Source organism: Mucilaginibacter frigoritolerans (assembly GCF_007830615.1).
GTDB lineage: Bacteria > Bacteroidota > Bacteroidia > Sphingobacteriales > Sphingobacteriaceae > Mucilaginibacter > Mucilaginibacter frigoritolerans.
The window spans coordinates 1-16,873 of record NZ_VLLI01000014.1; the positions used below are offsets into that span (position 1 = coordinate 1).

Below are 16,873 nucleotides of genomic sequence, written 5' to 3' on the forward strand. Positions count from 1 at the left end.
GCCTGTCGCTCGGCTGGTTTTCTAAATAGCCAACCAGTAATAACTTGAAAAATACAATCGGGTCGATGCTCTTTTGCCCATCCTTACCATAATACTTAGCTGTAGCTGTGTATAAAAACTGAAGGTCTAATACCTCTTTTAACTTTCTGTAAATATTGTCCGATGGGACACGGTCAGACAACTGGAAATTGGTAAAGAGCTTTTCTTGATATTGTTTCTTGCCTTGCATGTTATTAAGATACTAAAAATCAATATCTTAACATAATATTGTCAAAAAATATTCGCTTCGTTGTGCAACAGCCACGAAACGCCTGCACGGGCGGATAAGAGCCAATAAGCGAATAAAAATTAAAAATAACCCTGCGTTTTTTCGCTGTTTCAATTCTTTTGCTTATTTTTAATATACTCTTACCAGAGCACTCCAATTAATCTAAATAAAGTACTAGCTATTAACCTTTTGCAATAAAATATATTGTTATAATTCCTAATTAGGATCATTTTTTAATATAATAATTAGTTATGAGCCAGGTCAGTGAAATAAAATGCCCTACTTGCAGCGAATGGAGCAAGTGGACAAATAAAGTAGATGAAAAATGCCCAAATTGCCATGCATACTTTAATCACGGGCGCGTGCAGTACGAAGAAGAAAAAAGGATTACTACAGAGCGAATCAAAAAAAACAGTTACCTCATTACAAAGGATACTGACGACCCTGTTGTAAACATGTTAAAGCAATTTATAAACTGGCTGCGGTGGACCACATTTTATGGCATATCGGCAATCTATTTTGTAATCGCTATTATGGTAGTAGTATACGGTTTGGTGATGCTTTAAAAATTATTGATTTTTTCGCCCGCCGGTCTGCGTTTATCCGTATAGTAGCCCGGGCTAGCAAGGGTACTTAAGCCGTTTTTTCAAAAATCACCCTACCGTCTCCCCCAACTGCGCAGAGAGACGGCAGGGTTTGCATTTCCCAAGCCTAAAATGTCGGGTAGCTGGCAGGTTCAGCAGCCAGATGACCTGTAACCAATGCAGCTATTTCGGGTATCACGGCTATTTCGGTATCGTTATGTGATTTTTCGTAAGTTCCAAGTTCGTCTGATTTCTTCTGAACCCAATCTGCATCTACCGGTAACATTTTATCGGCCCTATCCAAAGCCTCCAATCCAATAACGGCCGCTGCTGATAGATTCGCAGAATGCTCCTGCACTTCTACCAGCCGCTTATTACCCGCAAATAAAGGTTCAAGCGCCGAATCGTTCTGCTGCCATGCCAAAAGGTACGCCCTGATATTGTTCACAGCGTCTTTGTCATGCTTTTCCAGGTATAGTTTCACTAAGGCCCTGAATTTTCTTTTGGTTTCTGAATCAACAAATACAATATCAGAAACCGAGGTAAGCGGTGTAGTTTGGAACGATGCCTGCGGCCCTTTAAACATTTCCGACATCAGCTTACGATAGCCTTTTACCGGTGTTAGTACATCCGTTAGTATTTCCAGCTGTTCAATTGGCATGTTTCCGGCCAGCCTGCGCAGTGCCCGCTCATAGTTGCTGATATGCGGCAATCCCTGTTCATCAAGCTCACTACTCAGTACAAACATCCTGCGATACATATCATCCACATCGTTTACAGCCGCAGGCGACCATAATCGTTCTGCTATGGCACCAGCCCTCGGCCATATCCGGCCATCTATATTTTCATTATCCGCCAGTTCTGTCCATTGGGCAGCCTCACCACCCAAAATACCGGGGTCATTAGCGCCTGCCAACGATGGGTTGTTGTAATGGATATAAGCCGGCATAAATACATCGGTATAAAATCCGGCCGATACTAATGCAAGGTTGCCATGCGCTGTAAAATCCTCAGGTTTTCCGTACGATTTGATCATGCTGTTATCATCGGGTATCCATTTATGTACAATGGCGTCCTTTGGCAGTTTATCATAAAATATCTCCTCCCAGCCTATCATCCGGCGGCTATGCTTTTTCAAAATATTGTATACCCTTTGCACGTAGTAGCGCTGCAGTTCGTCAGTTGTCTGCATATTGTGTGCCTTCATCCAATCCATTATGGCCGGGTTCAGTTTCCAGGCCATACCGTTATTTTCATCGGCCCCGATATGCATATAGCCCGATGGGAATATTCTCGTCATTTCACCAATAAACTTATCCAGAAAGACATATACCTTTTCATTAGTGGGGTCAAACGTAGGCGAAATCATGTTGGCTATAATATCTGCTATTGATGTACTTTTAGGTGCATTTGGATTGGGGTGTTCATTCTGCCATTGCATACGCGATCCCGGCCGGTAAGGTCCCGGCTGGCTGGCCAGCTCAGGGTAAGCGGCAAACCAGCTCTGCGAATGCCCGGGCATATCAAACTCAGGCACCACAATAATTCCCCGGTCGCGCGCATAGGCCACTACCTCCTTCAATTGCTCCTGTGTGTAATAATCGCCATTTGAGCCGTTGCGTTGAAGTAGCGGGAATAGCTTCGACTCAACCCTAAAGCCTTCATCATCCGTAAGGTGCCAGTGCAGCACATTCATCTTCACAGCAGCCATAGCATCTATGTTCCGTTTTATTTCTTCAACCGAAATAAAATGCCGGGCAGCATCAATCATCAATCCGCGCCATTTAAACCTGGGCGAATCATCAATACTTACACAACTCAGGTAGTAACCCTTATCGTCCTTGCCCAGCAATTGGATAAGCGTTTGCAGCCCGTGCAGTATCCCTATAGTATTGGGCGCGCGCAATACAATGTTATTTTCGGTTACCACCAGCGAATAATGTTCATCCACCTCTGTGCCAGGCACTGATTGCGCCAGTGAAATCACTTTCAGAGGCGCTGTGCTCATTGTATCCGCAGCACCTATATATTTCTGACCGAACACAAGCCCCGTTTTACGATTTAGCGTCTGATAAGCCCGGTTTACTGCACGGTACAAAATAGTATCGGTAGTAATTGCCTGTATGCTGACGGTGAATTGGCTGCTTATGCGAAACTCGCCCAAACCGGGTTCTATCTGTTTGGGTACAGGCATCAGGTTCAGTGTATTCAATTGCTGCCCGCTGGCCGCAAACGCAAAAAATGCCAGAGCGAGTAAAATGGTGATCTTCTTCATTTCATTAGTTTTGATGATATGGATTATTTTCAATTTCTGTGATTCCCTTTAAGGTACACATGCCACGGATGTATACTTCCACCAGGTTGCTGAACAATGGATAGGGACTTTCTTTGTAATCGCGGTATTCCTCACCCCGGGTAATAGAGGTATATAATATCCCAATGCCCTTTAGCGCCAGTTGCGGATCAAGATGCTTATTAAAATACCCCTCATTAACGCCATTTTTAATCAATTGCACCAATACACTACCGTAGCGCTCACTTACGCGGTTTATGGCAGCATTTTGCAATTCTGGGTAGTAATAATTAAGATCATGAAAAAAATCGCGGTTCATGCCAAAATCTTTTTCCAGTGTAGTCCTGAAAAGCGTAAGTAATTTGGCAATCGGGTTAGCCGGATTGCCCATAATAAGATTAAACTCATTAAAATAACCGGTATAAAGCAGTTGCAGACACTCTTCAAGCAGCTCCTCCTTACTTCTAAAATATTTATAAACGGTTTTGGTCGATATGCCTAATGGCTCAACCAGCTTCATAATAGTCATGTTCCGGATGCCGTGTTGCATAAACCGTTCAAGCGCTACTTTGATAATTTTTTCTTTCAATTGGAAAATATTTTTTATGATATATTTTCCTCAAATATAATGGAAAATATTAAATATAAAATATTTTCCATTGTATTAAGGAGTTAACAATCATCAAACCTACTCACCACGCTTTTCATTAAGCCTTCCACCTAAATAAATACTTGTATAAAAGACACGAATTAACGGGCAAATATCTAATTCAGAACGTTTAAGAATGTATTATTGACAGCTAAAACAACTGAAGGAATGTACATTAGGGTACATTTCGCCACCTAAAAAACAACTCAAAATACTGTATATCAGATAGATATAACACAAAAACACTTTGTTTATTCAATCCAAAACATGTGCAAATTATGTACTTGATATTGGCAATAAAACTATATATGTTTGTAACAAACCTGTTGTTGACCAATTAATGTCCTGTTATAAGATTCATACGGATCGGGAGTTAGCGCACCTGTTAAAGGATAGCGATGAGCTTGCTTTTACCGAAATCCATAACAGATATTATGGCATACTGTACCGGCACGCCTATAAAAACCTTGCCGATGAACAGGAAATTGAAGACATATTGCAGGATGTTTTTATTTACCTGTGGCACAACCGGCAGTCTATTGATCCTGCCGAAAACATTGCCGCTTATTTATACACGGCCGTACGCCATAAGATGCTTAATAATTTCAGGCATAGTAAGGTTAAACAAAAGCACATTTCATCGCTGCAATCATTCATTAACACCAATCAGCCCGAAACAGATGAAAGTATATGCCTGAAGCAATTAACAGCCATTATTGAGGCCGAGGTATCCCAACTACCACCCAAAATGCGACAGGTGTTTGAAATGAGCAGAAATGGCAATCTTTCGCATCAGGAAATAGCCGAGCAATTACAAATTAGTACCCATACTGTTAAAAAACAGGTAAATAATTCCTTAAAAGTTTTACGACTAAAACTATCCGGCAAATTTTTTTCATTTTTTTTCTGATTCATCTACTCCCTACGGTCTACTTAGGTGCATATAGCATAATCAGGAGCATCAGCTCCGCCACCAATTATGTCTAAAAAAGACGCAACAGACTTATTGAACAGGTATCTTGCCGGCAATGTAACCAAAGAAGAAAAGGCCTTGGTTGAAAGCTGGTATGTAAACTATTCAAAAAACGCCCAACTACCTGATATTGATGATCAGCAATTGGAGAATAGCCAACAGGATAATTTATTAAAATTATTGGCCAAAATACGCCCCAGAGCCAAGCACAACTACTTTCGATCTCTGGGGGTAGCTGCCGCTGTGTCCGGTTTTATAATTGTATCATTGACATTATTTAAGCCATTCATTTTTGATAAAAAACAAACAGCAACCGTAAAAACCATACGTAATACCCCGCCGCCGCTGCCACCCGGAGGCAATAAAGCCATACTTATTTTATCTGATGGAAGCTCAATTGCATTAAATGATGCAAAAAAAGGAGAGCTGGCTAATGATAAAGGCGTAAAAATAAATAAAAAGGCAAATGGCCAAATCAGCTATACGCGTGATGGAATAAGTGCAGAACAACCAATTAATGCTTTTAATACCATAATTACCCCGCGCGGAGGGCAGTACCAACTGGTATTGAGCGACGGTACAAAGGTTTGGCTAAACTCGGCCTCATCTTTAAAATACCCGGTAACCTTTACGGGCAATAAACGCGAAATTGAACTTTCCGGCGAAGCTTATTTTGAAGTTGCACACAATCAGCATAAACCATTCAGAGTAATCTCCAACGGGCAAGTTGTTGAAGTTTTAGGCACCCACTTTAACGTAAACGCTTATGCAGATGAACCTGCCATTAAAACCACCCTTTTAGAGGGCTCGGTTAAAGTACAGTCAAACGGCGTAAGCAAAACAATAAAACCAAACGAGCAGGTACAGCTTAAGGATGGCTCCATGAATATAGTAAAAGCCGATGTAAATGAAGCCACTGCCTGGAAAAACGGCTTCTTTTATTTCAAGGACGATGACATTAAAAGTGTGCTGCGCCAACTGGCCCGCTGGTACAATGTTGACATAAAATACGAAGGAGAAATACCTCAAAGAGAGTTTTCGGGCGAAATATCCAAAAATATTGATGCATCAAAGTTATTGGCCATTTTAAGTTTCGAGAAGATTACTTACCACGTCGAAAACAAAACCATTATTATTAAACCTTAACCATATCCATTCACACCAATTAAACCAATAAATTATGAGAAAAAAGATACAAATGAGACTTTAGGGCAATCGCCTAACACACAGGCTATTTAAAAAATGCGTACCCCGACTGCAATCAGGGCACGCGTATTTGAGATAACCTCCTTTTCAGGAAAACAAATTCATTTTCAGCAAATTGTGTATTAACTCAAACTTATCAAAAGTATGACTTTAAATGTTATTTTAAAAGCCATCAATAAACCGTGGCTGCCCCAAAAAACCTTATTGGTTATGAAGCTGACAACTTTTATATTACTAATTACATTTCTGCAATGCAGCGCCAAAGTATTTAGTCAAAAAATCAACATTAATGAAACCAATGCTCCTTTAAAAAAGGTATTGAGTTTAATTAATCAGCAATCGGGCTATGTCTTTTTTTATGAATCAAAAGACATCAAAAACAAAACCATTACTATCAGCATAAAAGATGCCTCCATTAACGAAACATTAAACAAATGTTTAAAAGATGAGCAGTTAAATTATGTAATTATTCAAAACACCATTTTCATAAACAAGCAGGAAAATAAAACCAGTATTCCGGCTGTTTCACCGGTGCAGGCCGTAGTGCTAAATGTAACCGGGCTGGTTTTGGACGAAAAGAACCTTCCATTGCCAGGCGTTACCGTAAAACTTAAAGGCAGCAACGTTGGTGTAGTGACTGATACCCAGGGTCAGTTTAAAATAGATGTACCCAATGCTAATGCGGTGCTTGTTTTTTCGTTTGTTGGTTACGCAACACAGGAAGAGGCTGTGGTGTCGGATAAGCCATTGACTATCCATATGAAGCTTGATGACTCAAAGCTTAATGAGGTAGTAGTAATTGGCTATGGCACTATAAAAAAATCAGATTTAACCGGAGCCGTTGCATCTGTACAGGCCAAGGACCTGGTAACAGCCGGTTCAAGCTCTGTTGACAAGGCCCTTCAGGGTAAATTAGCCGGTGTTGATGTTGAATCAGCAGGTGGCGCTCCGGGTTCTGGCATGTCCATATTAGTGCGTGGTGTAGGTACAATCAACAACACCACTCCGCTTTACGTGGTAGATGGTATGTACGTAAGCAGCATAAGTAATATCGCTCCGGGCGATATAGCAAGTATCTCTGTACTTAAAGATGCATCGGCTGCTGCCATTTATGGTACACGAGCCGCCAACGGTGTGGTTTTGGTTACCACAAAATCAGGCGCGGGCAACCAAACATCAATCTCATTCGATTCTTATTACGGCGTTCAAAGCATCCAGAAAAAACTAAACGTATTAAATGCCCAGCAATGGGGACAGGTAGATAATGCCATGCATGATAATGCAGGCGTAGCCAGGTTGCCGCTTGCTAACCGCCCCGACTCATTAGGGCCAAGTACCAATTGGCAAAATGCTATTTATCGTAATGCACCTATTCAAAACTACGAATTGAATATCAGTGGTGGCGGTAAAGGAACTACTTATAGTGTTTCTGGCGGATATCTTAATCAGCAGGGTATTGTTGATCAAACCGGGTATAACCGTTACAATCTCCGCTTTAAATCTGAAACAAAATTAGGCATTTTAAAATTCGGCGAATCGGTTATCCTATCGCAGGAAAACTGGCAAAATATGCCGGGAAGCTGGGGCGGACAAGGCGGAAATCCCGTAGGAGCGGCCGCGAAAAGCATACCTGCCTTTCAAATTTATGACCCAACAGCCGTAGGCGGATATGCAGGTCCAACAGGATCGGTAATTAACGTTGAAAACCCTGTTGCGCAGCTATATCTCGAAAAAAGTACTACCCGTACCAATAGCGCTTTACTCAACGCTTATGGTCAGGTTGATATCGCAAAAGGTTTTTATTACAAGATCAATATCGGATACACCGATTACCTTACCCACGATTTTGATTATAAGCCACGCTACCAGGTAGGCTCTTTCTTCAGCAACGCAACCAATAATATCAATACTGATGACAATAAGGATGATAATACTTTATTGATCGAAAACACTTTAAATTTTGACAGGCAATTTGGCAAAAGCCATATCCAGGCATTAGTAGGCTATACCTATCAAAATGAAAACTACCAATACAATAACGAAACAGCCGCAGGCTTGCCCGATGGTATTTACCAGGCCGATGCCGCTACAGGTGTAACACAAGCTTTTGGTAATGCCTCACAGGCTTCCTTAGTTTCCCAGCTTGGTCGTGTGGTTTATTCTTATGATGACCGTTACCTGTTTACCGGTAGCGTTAGGCGTGACGGATCGAGCCGTTTTGGCCCTGCGAACCGCTACGGTGTTTTCCCTTCAGTTGCAGCCGGCTGGAATATTTCAAATGAGAAGTTTTTCACCAACAGCAAATTAGCCAGTGTTATCAGCCTGCTAAAATTGCGTGGTAGTTTTGGTATACTCGGAAACCAGGAATTTGGTAATTATCAATATGGTGCGGCTATAGCTTCAAATGTTAACTACGTAACAGGAACAGGCCAAACACTATGGTCTGGCTCAACACAACAGGCCTATGCTGATCCGGACATTAAGTGGGAAACATCAAAAACTTCGGATGTAGGAGCTGAATTGGGCTTCTTTAATAACGCCCTGAATTTGACTGCCGACTATTACCACAAAGTAACCAGCGATATGCTTGTTCAGGTGCCTATACCGGGTTCAGCGGGTTCAACCAGCAGCCCATATGTTAACGCGGGATCTATAAGCAACAACGGTTTGGAGCTATCTTTGTCATACCACGGCGTTGCGCACGATTTCTCCTATAACGTATTCGGAACTTTCGCAACCAATCAAAATAAAGTATTATCCCTTGGTTCAGGTTCTGAACAAATAATTGGCGGTTACCCGGATTTACATGGCGAAGGCACAACTACCACACAGGTTGGCGGCCCGGTCGGCGCATTTTATCTAATAAAAACTGCTGGAATTTTCCAAACACAAGCTCAAATTAATGCTTACCGGGATAAAAACGGACAGCTTATTCAGCCAAATGCTGCGCCTGGCGACATAAAGTTTGTTGATTATAATGGTGATGGACAGATCTCTGATGCTGATAAACAGTACGTAGGCAGCCCTAATCCTAAATTCACTTATGGATTCGGTTACAACGCCCGTTATAAGAACTTTGATATGTCTGTATATTTTCAGGGAACCTATGGAAACATGATCTACAATGGCTTCAGAATGGACCTGGAAGGGATGAATGTTGATTATAACATGTCAACCACCACCTTAAATGCCTGGACACCTACCAATACCAATACCACTATGCCAAGGGCTGTATATGGTGATCCGAATGGTAACGACCGTGTATCAGATCGCTTTTTAGAAAGTGGTTCTTATTTAAGGTGCAAGTCATTGCAATTTGGGTATAACTTTAAAATGCAGGCCATACAAAGTATAGGCATCAAATCACTAAGGGCTTATATCAGCTTTGATAACTTGTTCACCATAACAAATTACACTGGTTTAAACCCCGATTTAGGTGTAATAGCTGGTCAGAATATATTTAGCAGAGGTGTTGATTATAGCTACACTGCTTATCCATTGGCTCGTGTATCAACTATAGGTCTTCAATTATCATTATAACCAAACAGTAAAAAACTCATGAAAAAGATAATATACATATCAATTACCATGGTAATTATACTTGGTGGTTGTAAAAAATCCACACTGGAATTAAATAATCCCAACCAAATTACCACAGCCACCCATTGGAAAACAGCGGCCGATGTACTTTCCGGCCTGGCAGCTACCTATAATTCCTTTGTTACCGAGTCCCAAACAGGCTTATATACCGTTCGTGGCGTTGAATTAATGAATGGCCGTGGCGATGATTTCTTTATCCGCAATGACGTAAGCGACCTTTACACGCTATCTACATTTACCAACACCGCATCAAACGGCGTTTCTGGCGGATATTGGAACACCTGCTATCAGGGTATTTTTAGCGCTAACCAGGTAATTACCTATGCACCTGCTATACAAATGGATGCAACTACCAAAGCACAAGAAATTGCCGAAGCCGAATTTTTACGGGGATTATTTTACTTTAACCTGGAAATAAACTTTCAAAATGTGCCATTGCGTTTAACCATTCCAGTAACGCAGAAAGACTATTACATAGCAAAAAGTCCGGCTACAGCCGTTTGGGCTCAAATTGTCAAGGATTTTACTGATGCAGCAGCGGCATTACCTACCTCTTATTCTGCTCAATGGGTTGGCCGGGCCACATCAGGTGCTGCTTACGCCTATCTGGCTAAAGCATATTTGTACCAGGGAAATTACGCCGCCGCCGAAGCAGCAGCGGCCAATATCATGAAGGGCCAGTACAGCCTCACAGCAAATTTCTCTGACAATTTTGATGCAACGCATGAAAATAATTCAGAATCTGTTTTTGAAATTCAATTGAGCGATGTGGGTGGTACAAACCCATGGACCACCGGATCGGGTGAAAACTTAGGTACCACAGTTGCACAGGAGTTTGCTCCTTCGCAAATAGGTGGCTGGTTTGAAATATGCCCTACAGATACCCTGTTAAGTGCATTTATGAAAGAAAAAATGCCTTCGGGAAATTATGATCTAAGGCTGCCTGCTACGTTGGTTTGGCAGGGAGAAACCAGCGCACTGGGAGGCAATACCACCTTTTATCAGCAACCTATTGCTAATTTCTTTCCGGGTGATTTCTCCTCATATCATTCAAGACTTAAAAAGTATCAGAATTTTAACCAGGCAAACGAATTGGTGGGCGCCAATAACACCCAATACTCTTCCAGCAACAATGAACGCGTAATGCGCTATGCTGAAGTACTGATGATACACGCCGAAGCTGTTACCATGCAGGGCAGACCGCAGGATGCCTATGTTGATGTTAATGCCATCCGTACAAGAGCTGGCTTGGCTGCATTACCTGCGGGCTACTCACAAACGCAAATGATGACTGAAATAATGCACCAGCGTATGATCGAATTTGCCCGTGAAGGCGACCGTTTTTACGACCTTGTAAGATGGAACTTAATACAACAGGCATTAACTAACAGCGACAAGGTTGGCAAGCAATATTACACAACCAAATTCAATTACTTCCCAATCCCACAATCAGAACTGGATAACAATCCATTAATGGTACAAAATCCGGCTTGGGGTAATTAATAAGGTAACAACACTATTGTACTATCGCCTGATATGAAAGTATCAGGCGATAGTATTTTTCGTATAATCGTCCGAGTTTCTGGATACATCCAACATTTAAAACATTATATAAAAAATTACAAATACAGTTTAATGGGCTTAAAAAACTGCTTCTTAATGTAAGAATTTAAAATAACTGGCGTTTTAGTTTTAAAATTCAACAGCATTAAATATATTCGTAGTAATGGCACTTAAAAAAATAATAGGATTCGTTCTGCTTGTTGTCTTCCTGACGGCAAAGTTAGGTCCGTTATTCCCTTATTTAAAACAGCTGCCACAAGTTACCAAAAACCTGGTTGCCAATATTTCGGCTATCATTACCGATGGCAGTCCGGTAGATCTTTTAGCACACACTGAACCCTGCTTTGCCGGTATCAATGATGACAAGACCGACGAAAAAGAGGGTATTAAGTCAAGCAAAGAAGAATGCGAAATGGCTACTCAGCTTTCTATTTCTTTCGCAAGTATTTCATCCGGCTCAACCCGAACGTTGTTTCTCCTGTATGTTACAGGCAAACTGCGCAATCACGTTAACGAGGTATTCCGTCCGCCACTCACTTAATCCATTTCCCCATACTTATTAAAACATCCGTACGCTAACCTTAATTTTACAGGTTATGCAGTTGTTTTTGTTTACTTATTTGTTTCATCGCATTTAATAATAGCTTGTTGCACCAGCATTGCTGGCAATGCCTGTTTGTTTTAAGTGCAAATCAATTTTAATAAAATGGATTTTTCATCATTTAAAAATACTTTTAAACAAGACCTTTCAGCGGGTTTAGTTGTCTTTTTAGTGGCACTGCCGCTTTGCCTTGGCATTGCCCTAGCCAGTGGCGCGCCACTTTTATCAGGAATAATTACCGGCGTTGCAGGCGGTATAGTTGTAGGCCTCATTAGTGGTTCTAATTTGGCTGTAAGCGGGCCAGCGGCGGGTTTAACTACAATTGTAGCTACCGCTATCATCAACCTTCATTCTTTCGAAGCCTTTTTACTGAGCGTAATTCTGGCCGGTGTTATCCAACTCGTGCTGGGCCTGGTTAAGGCCGGTAAAATCGGGTTGTACTTCCCATCCAGTGTTATTAAGGGTATGCTTGCTGCCATCGGTATCATTTTAATATTAAAACAAATTCCACATGCCTTTGGCTATGATGCCGATGCTGAAGGCGATTTCACTTTTCTACAGGCCGATCAGTCAAATACCTTTTCGGAGATCAATAACGTATTGTCAAAGCTTAACCTGGGTGCAATCATCATTTTCGCACTGTCAATGGCGGTTCTGATATTATGGGAAACGCCTTTGTTTAAAAAAATAAAAGCGTTCCCATCCGGCTTGGCGGTTGTTATTCTGGGAGTATTAACTTCACTGGCTTTGGGCATGGCCCCTTCAGTTCTGCAGTTGCGCACCAAAAGTTTTGTACAAATTCCATTATTATCCGGCGCAGAAGATATTTCATCGATGTTTAAATTTCCAGATTTTTCGCAAATAGCAAATCCGCAGGTATTAGTTGTTGCGTTAACCATTGCCTTTGTAGCCAGTTTAGAAACGCTGCTGAGCATTGAAGCTGTTGATAAGCTTGATCCGCAGAAAAGGTCAACGCCCTTAAACCGGGAACTTGTTGCTCAGGGAACCGGAAATATCGTTGCCGGCCTTTTAGGCGGCATCCCCTTAACCGCCGTTATTGTACGCGGTGCTACCAACGTAAGCGCAGGAGCTAAAACCAAGGTATCAACCATATTTCATGGTGTGCTGCTGTTGGGTACTGTATTGCTGATTCCGCGTGTTTTAAACATGATCCCGCTGGCAAGTTTAGCAGCCATATTAATTATGGTAGGCTACAAACTAGCTAACGTACAACTATTTACAAATATGTATAAAGCCGGATGGAACCAGTTTACGCCATTTTTTATAACAGTAGTGGCAATTATATTAACCGATTTACTCAAAGGCGTTTTAATTGGCATGGCAGTAAGTATTATATTTATCCTGGTAAACGCAACACGTGATCTCATCTACTCATCAATAACCGAAAGCGATAAAGGGCTGGTACAGCGCTTAGTACTATCAGAACAGGTTACCTTTTTAAACAAGGCCCACCTTAATGAATTTTTAAACTCGGTAAAACCTAAAAGCAATGTATGGATTGATGCCAGCCAAACCAAGTATATTGAGCACGATTGTTTAGAGATATTACAGGATTTTAAAGCCAGGGCCGCTACCGAGCAGATTAAATACAGCATTACCGGCCTTAAAGATCATTATTCTATTTTGGAAGCCAAGGACGAAAAAATAGCCGAACATGATCAACATAGTCATGATCAGCATAGCTATACCGAGTTGTTTGCCAATAACCGCAAATGGATAGCCGAAAAGCTCCACCTTGACATGCATTATTTTTCCAAGCTAAGTGCGGGCCAGTCGCCGCAATACCTCATTGTTGGTTGTTCTGACAGCCGCGCACCGCTCGAGCTGATTACCGGCGCACAGCCCGGCGAAATTTTCAGTCAGCGCAATATCGCCAACCAGGTAATACCGAGTGATACCAACCTGATGGCTGTATTACAATACTCCGTAGAGGTGTTGAAGGTAAAGCACATTGTGATATGCGGCCATTATGGTTGCGGCGGCGTGAAAGCCGCCCTGAACGGCGGAACAAATGGCAGTCTTGACCAATGGTTAAGCCACGTAAGGGACGTGTACCGCATTCATAAAGTTGAAATAGATGGCATTACCGACAGCGAAATGCAGCACCGGCGGTTAGTGGAGTTGAATGTTGAGGAACAAATATTTCAGCTAAAAGCTACATCAATTGTACAGCGGGCATTACAAAGCGGCCAAACCCTTAATTTTTACGGATGGGTATATGATCTGACAGACGGGATGCTGCACGATATGCAGATTAAAGATATCGCCAAAATACCTGAAGTGCAGCCCATATCATAACCAATAAGTATTAACTCCCCAACGCTTAAAAGGACGGCCAAATGCTTGTTTGCTTTAAATTTAAGCTTTTTGCCACTTTTTAAGCACCGGGGAGTTTTATTTGAGTACCTATTACAGCCACTCAACCACCTAGTATTTCATTTCTAATATCGAATTAAATATGTTCAAGCTTTATATTGTATTGTAAAATTGAATTAATTTAAATCTGAGTCCCAAAAAAATCATCCAATAATTGCAACCAATAAAGGCAATTACTCGTCATATAAACAAAACTGGCATTGCTTTAACTAAAAGATCGTGGTCAATTTTGGTTTATTTTTTATTTAGCAATTAACCTTATTGTACAGATATTTACTTCAAATACGTCCTGAAAAAATGAAAAACATTCTTCGCTTTTCCATAATGCTGTTTATGGCACTTGTTACCCTGGATATGGCCAATGCCCAGGATACGCTTCTTACTGTACACAACCGGGGCAAGCTTGATTCTTTACATTCAGCAATTCTCGGTCAGGAAAGGCTTATCCAGGTATTTACCCCGCCTGGTTATAAACCCGGCAGCACAGAAAAATATGATGTATTATATGTACTGGATGGTGGTAACTGGAACATAAGTTTAATGACTAAGGTGCAGACCTTTTTAGAGGCAGAGGGTTTTATGCCATCAACCATCATTGTAAGCGTGATGGGTATAGACCGGAACCATGAGCTTACACCAACACATTTAGATAGCTGGAAAGATTCAGGCGGAGGCGCTAAGTTCCTGGGGTTTATTAAAAATGAGCTTATCCCTTATGTTAATAAAAACTACCCTTCAAATGGTGACAATACGTTGTGGGGGCATTCATTAGGTGGCATGTTTGTGCTGTATGCACTGCTTAATGAACCAACGCTTTTTAAATCTTATGTCGCCATTGACCCCAGTGTTTGGTGGGACAACAGCTATGTGGCCAAAATGGCTATTGATAAATTACCTGCATTAATTGCACAAAACACTACGCTTTTTATAGCCGCCAGACAGGAGTCGCTCACAGACATGAAAACAGACACCATTAACATCATACTTAAAAAAGCAGCTCCCCCAAATTTAACCTGGAAATTTAATACCTATTCTGAAGAAACGCATAGTTCAGTAAGACTGAAAGGCACGTATGATGGTTTAAAATTCATCTACTTAGGTCTCACCGGCAATATCCAGTTCCACCCAATGAATGGCATTGTTTTGAAGGACAAACCTTATAAAATATTCTGCTTTGACGACACCACGCGAATGCACTATACACTTGACGGAACAGCCCCGACACCCCTATCGCCAAAAGCCCAGCAGGAGCTTGCAGTAACCGGAGCCGCAACGGTCACTTACAAAGTGTTCACTAACAGGAGCAAGTATGATAAAACTATAACAGGCGTTTTTTCAACTGAAAAAATGCCTGCGCCACTTTCAAGCTCCCGAAATTTACAACAAGGCGGGTTTAATTACGCGTATTATGAAGGAAAATGGGATAAATGGCCAAACCTGAAAGGTTTAAAACCGGTAAAAACAGGAGTAACTGATAAGGATTTTGATGTCGATAAGCTTCCGCGAAAAAACAATTACGCATTGTTGATAGATGGATGGATTGAAGTAAAAGAAGATGGTTATTATGTATTTGCTTTTGATGCTGACAATGGTTCAAAACTATATATCGGTAACAAATTATTAATACAATGGGATGGCGATTACAATAAACGGACTTATTCCTGCATTGTGCCATTATCAAAAGGATTTTATCCTTTACGGATAGAATACCTCCATCAACATGAAGACTTTAAATTGAAATGGGCCTACCTTACCCCAAGCACCATGGAAACAAAAAACACCATTCCTGTCCCTGTAGATTTGCAGTATAACCGGAAGTAAGAATAGAGGGTTAATAAGGCAATTTACCCGCCTGTCCGGACGTCTTGCCTTGACAGACGGATTCATTTAATTATTTCTTCAGGGTAGCGATATAGACTTTAATAGCCTCACTACTAACCTGGAAAAAAGCAGGGCCGGCAAGCAAAGTGATCTGATCAATGGGCTGAAAGGAGGTCAGCGAATGATCTTTCAGAAAATTTTCAGCCTTATAGGCTTCCATTGCACCTTTAACTATATTAACTGCAACAGAATCGGTAGGCGAATCAATACCTGCATCTTTCAGATCGCTGGCATGCGAATAGCTGCTAACGCCTAAGCGCAAAGCTTCATGCATCTCTACACTGCCAACGCGGTTCATCAGTTCTGCATTAAATTTATTCCGGTCACCAAGCCCTATAATTAGCAGTCTTTTTGCAGGCATACTTCCGGCCAATGGTGTAATGAGTATTGTTTCCAATGCATGACCTGCAAACTGGCCGCTCTTCCGCAATTCTGTAAGTATTCCTTTTAAAGCATCATCCACGTGCACCAGTCCGTTAACATTACGCGGAAGTGCGGGTGGAGAGTTAAAAATATCACCTTCCGTATATTCAAAAACACAAATTACTTGCAAGGGCGTTTGCTGATTAGATGGAGATTGGACAGTGGCAGAAATCTTCACCCCGTCTATCTGTCCCAAAATTACTGACGTTCCTACAGCAGGCAAAGGTTTAGCCGGTGTCTGTGCATAACTTATACTAAAACCTGCAAGAACGATTGCGATTGTAATAATCGATAACCGGAATAATTTTGTAATGCTATTTTTCATATGGTTTGATGTTTTCTGATTAAATAATCTAGTTATGATTTTTATCTTTTTGTTGACAAACCAAAGATGAGCGAAATGGAAAATTTAAAGGATGATGTAGGTTAAGAAAA

At 41.3% G+C, this 16,873-nt stretch carries 12 protein-coding genes; 8 read left to right on the forward strand and 4 right to left on the reverse strand.

What is annotated here, in order from left to right; genetic code table 11:
* The coding region (locus tag JN11_RS20225; RefSeq protein WP_144915535.1) for a transposase at positions 1-229 on the reverse strand (229 nt) is incomplete at its 3' end.
* Positions 230-519: 290 nt separating this feature from the next.
* On the opposite strand from JN11_RS20225, the gene JN11_RS20230 reads away from it, so the two are divergent.
* Complete coding sequence (locus JN11_RS20230) at positions 520-834, forward strand: hypothetical protein (protein WP_144915536.1); 315 nt, start codon at positions 520-522, stop codon at positions 832-834.
* Positions 835-979: 145 nt separating this feature from the next.
* Here the strand turns inward: JN11_RS20230 and JN11_RS20235 are convergent, their stop codons facing one another.
* The gene (locus tag JN11_RS20235; protein ID WP_144915538.1) at positions 980-3,127 is read right to left on the reverse strand and encodes a beta-N-acetylhexosaminidase; all 2,148 of its coding nucleotides are present in this window, start codon (positions 3,125-3,127) and stop codon (positions 980-982) included.
* Between the two features lie 4 nt (positions 3,128-3,131).
* A complete protein-coding gene (locus tag JN11_RS20240) occupies positions 3,132-3,734 on the reverse strand; it encodes a TetR/AcrR family transcriptional regulator (RefSeq protein WP_144915540.1) in 603 nt (200 codons plus the stop codon).
* A 307-nt stretch (positions 3,735-4,041) separates the two neighbouring features.
* On the opposite strand from JN11_RS20240, the gene JN11_RS20245 reads away from it, so the two are divergent.
* The 7 genes from JN11_RS20245 (at position 4,042) to JN11_RS20275 (ending at position 15,955) form a co-directional block, all read left to right on the forward strand.
* Positions 4,042-4,704 carry an RNA polymerase sigma factor gene (locus JN11_RS20245; RefSeq protein ID WP_246139063.1) on the forward strand — a complete coding sequence of 221 codons (663 nt, stop codon included), beginning with the start codon at positions 4,042-4,044 and terminating at the stop codon, positions 4,702-4,704.
* Between the two features lie 69 nt (positions 4,705-4,773).
* Positions 4,774-5,913 (forward strand): FecR family protein, encoded by a 1,140-nt coding sequence (locus JN11_RS20250; protein WP_144915543.1) that lies wholly within the window; start codon positions 4,774-4,776, stop codon positions 5,911-5,913.
* A 270-nt stretch (positions 5,914-6,183) separates the two neighbouring features.
* A complete protein-coding gene (locus JN11_RS20255) occupies positions 6,184-9,513 on the forward strand; it encodes a TonB-dependent receptor (protein ID WP_170227809.1) in 3,330 nt (1,109 codons plus the stop codon).
* Between the two features lie 18 nt (positions 9,514-9,531).
* Positions 9,532-11,076 (forward strand): RagB/SusD family nutrient uptake outer membrane protein, encoded by a 1,545-nt coding sequence (locus tag JN11_RS20260; RefSeq protein WP_144915546.1) that lies wholly within the window; start codon positions 9,532-9,534, stop codon positions 11,074-11,076.
* 223 nt (positions 11,077-11,299) lie between these two features.
* Positions 11,300-11,677: a hypothetical protein gene (locus JN11_RS20265; protein ID WP_144915547.1), complete on the forward strand. Its 378-nt coding sequence runs from the start codon at positions 11,300-11,302 to the stop codon at positions 11,675-11,677.
* Positions 11,678-11,842: 165 nt separating this feature from the next.
* Positions 11,843-14,056: a SulP family inorganic anion transporter gene (locus tag JN11_RS20270; protein ID WP_144915549.1), complete on the forward strand. Its 2,214-nt coding sequence runs from the start codon at positions 11,843-11,845 to the stop codon at positions 14,054-14,056.
* A 375-nt stretch (positions 14,057-14,431) separates the two neighbouring features.
* The gene (locus JN11_RS20275; protein ID WP_144915551.1) at positions 14,432-15,955 is read left to right on the forward strand and encodes an alpha/beta hydrolase-fold protein; all 1,524 of its coding nucleotides are present in this window, start codon (positions 14,432-14,434) and stop codon (positions 15,953-15,955) included.
* A 70-nt stretch (positions 15,956-16,025) separates the two neighbouring features.
* On the opposite strand, the gene JN11_RS20280 is transcribed toward JN11_RS20275, so the two are convergent.
* Positions 16,026-16,763 carry a M17 family peptidase N-terminal domain-containing protein gene (locus JN11_RS20280; RefSeq protein WP_144915552.1) on the reverse strand — a complete coding sequence of 246 codons (738 nt, stop codon included), beginning with the start codon at positions 16,761-16,763 and terminating at the stop codon, positions 16,026-16,028.
* Positions 16,764-16,873 lie beyond the last annotated feature (110 nt).

What these genes read in the sequence shown, in the direction of transcription:
- JN11_RS20250 (WP_144915543.1), top strand. Translation starts at nt 4,774, where the DNA reads ATGTCTAAAAAAGACGCAACAGACTTATTGAACAGGTATCTTGCCGGC.
- JN11_RS20270 (WP_144915549.1), top strand. Translation starts at nt 11,843, where the DNA reads ATGGATTTTTCATCATTTAAAAATACTTTTAAACAAGACCTTTCAGCG.
- JN11_RS20255 (WP_170227809.1), top strand. Translation starts at nt 6,184, where the DNA reads ATGAAGCTGACAACTTTTATATTACTAATTACATTTCTGCAATGCAGC.
- JN11_RS20260 (WP_144915546.1), top strand. Translation starts at nt 9,532, where the DNA reads ATGAAAAAGATAATATACATATCAATTACCATGGTAATTATACTTGGT.
- JN11_RS20235 (WP_144915538.1), bottom strand. Translation starts at nt 3,127, where the DNA reads ATGAAGAAGATCACCATTTTACTCGCTCTGGCATTTTTTGCGTTTGCG.
- JN11_RS20275 (WP_144915551.1), top strand. Translation starts at nt 14,432, where the DNA reads ATGAAAAACATTCTTCGCTTTTCCATAATGCTGTTTATGGCACTTGTT.
- JN11_RS20265 (WP_144915547.1), top strand. Translation starts at nt 11,300, where the DNA reads ATGGCACTTAAAAAAATAATAGGATTCGTTCTGCTTGTTGTCTTCCTG.
- JN11_RS20280 (WP_144915552.1), bottom strand. Translation starts at nt 16,763, where the DNA reads ATGAAAAATAGCATTACAAAATTATTCCGGTTATCGATTATTACAATC.
- JN11_RS20230 (WP_144915536.1), top strand. Translation starts at nt 520, where the DNA reads ATGAGCCAGGTCAGTGAAATAAAATGCCCTACTTGCAGCGAATGGAGC.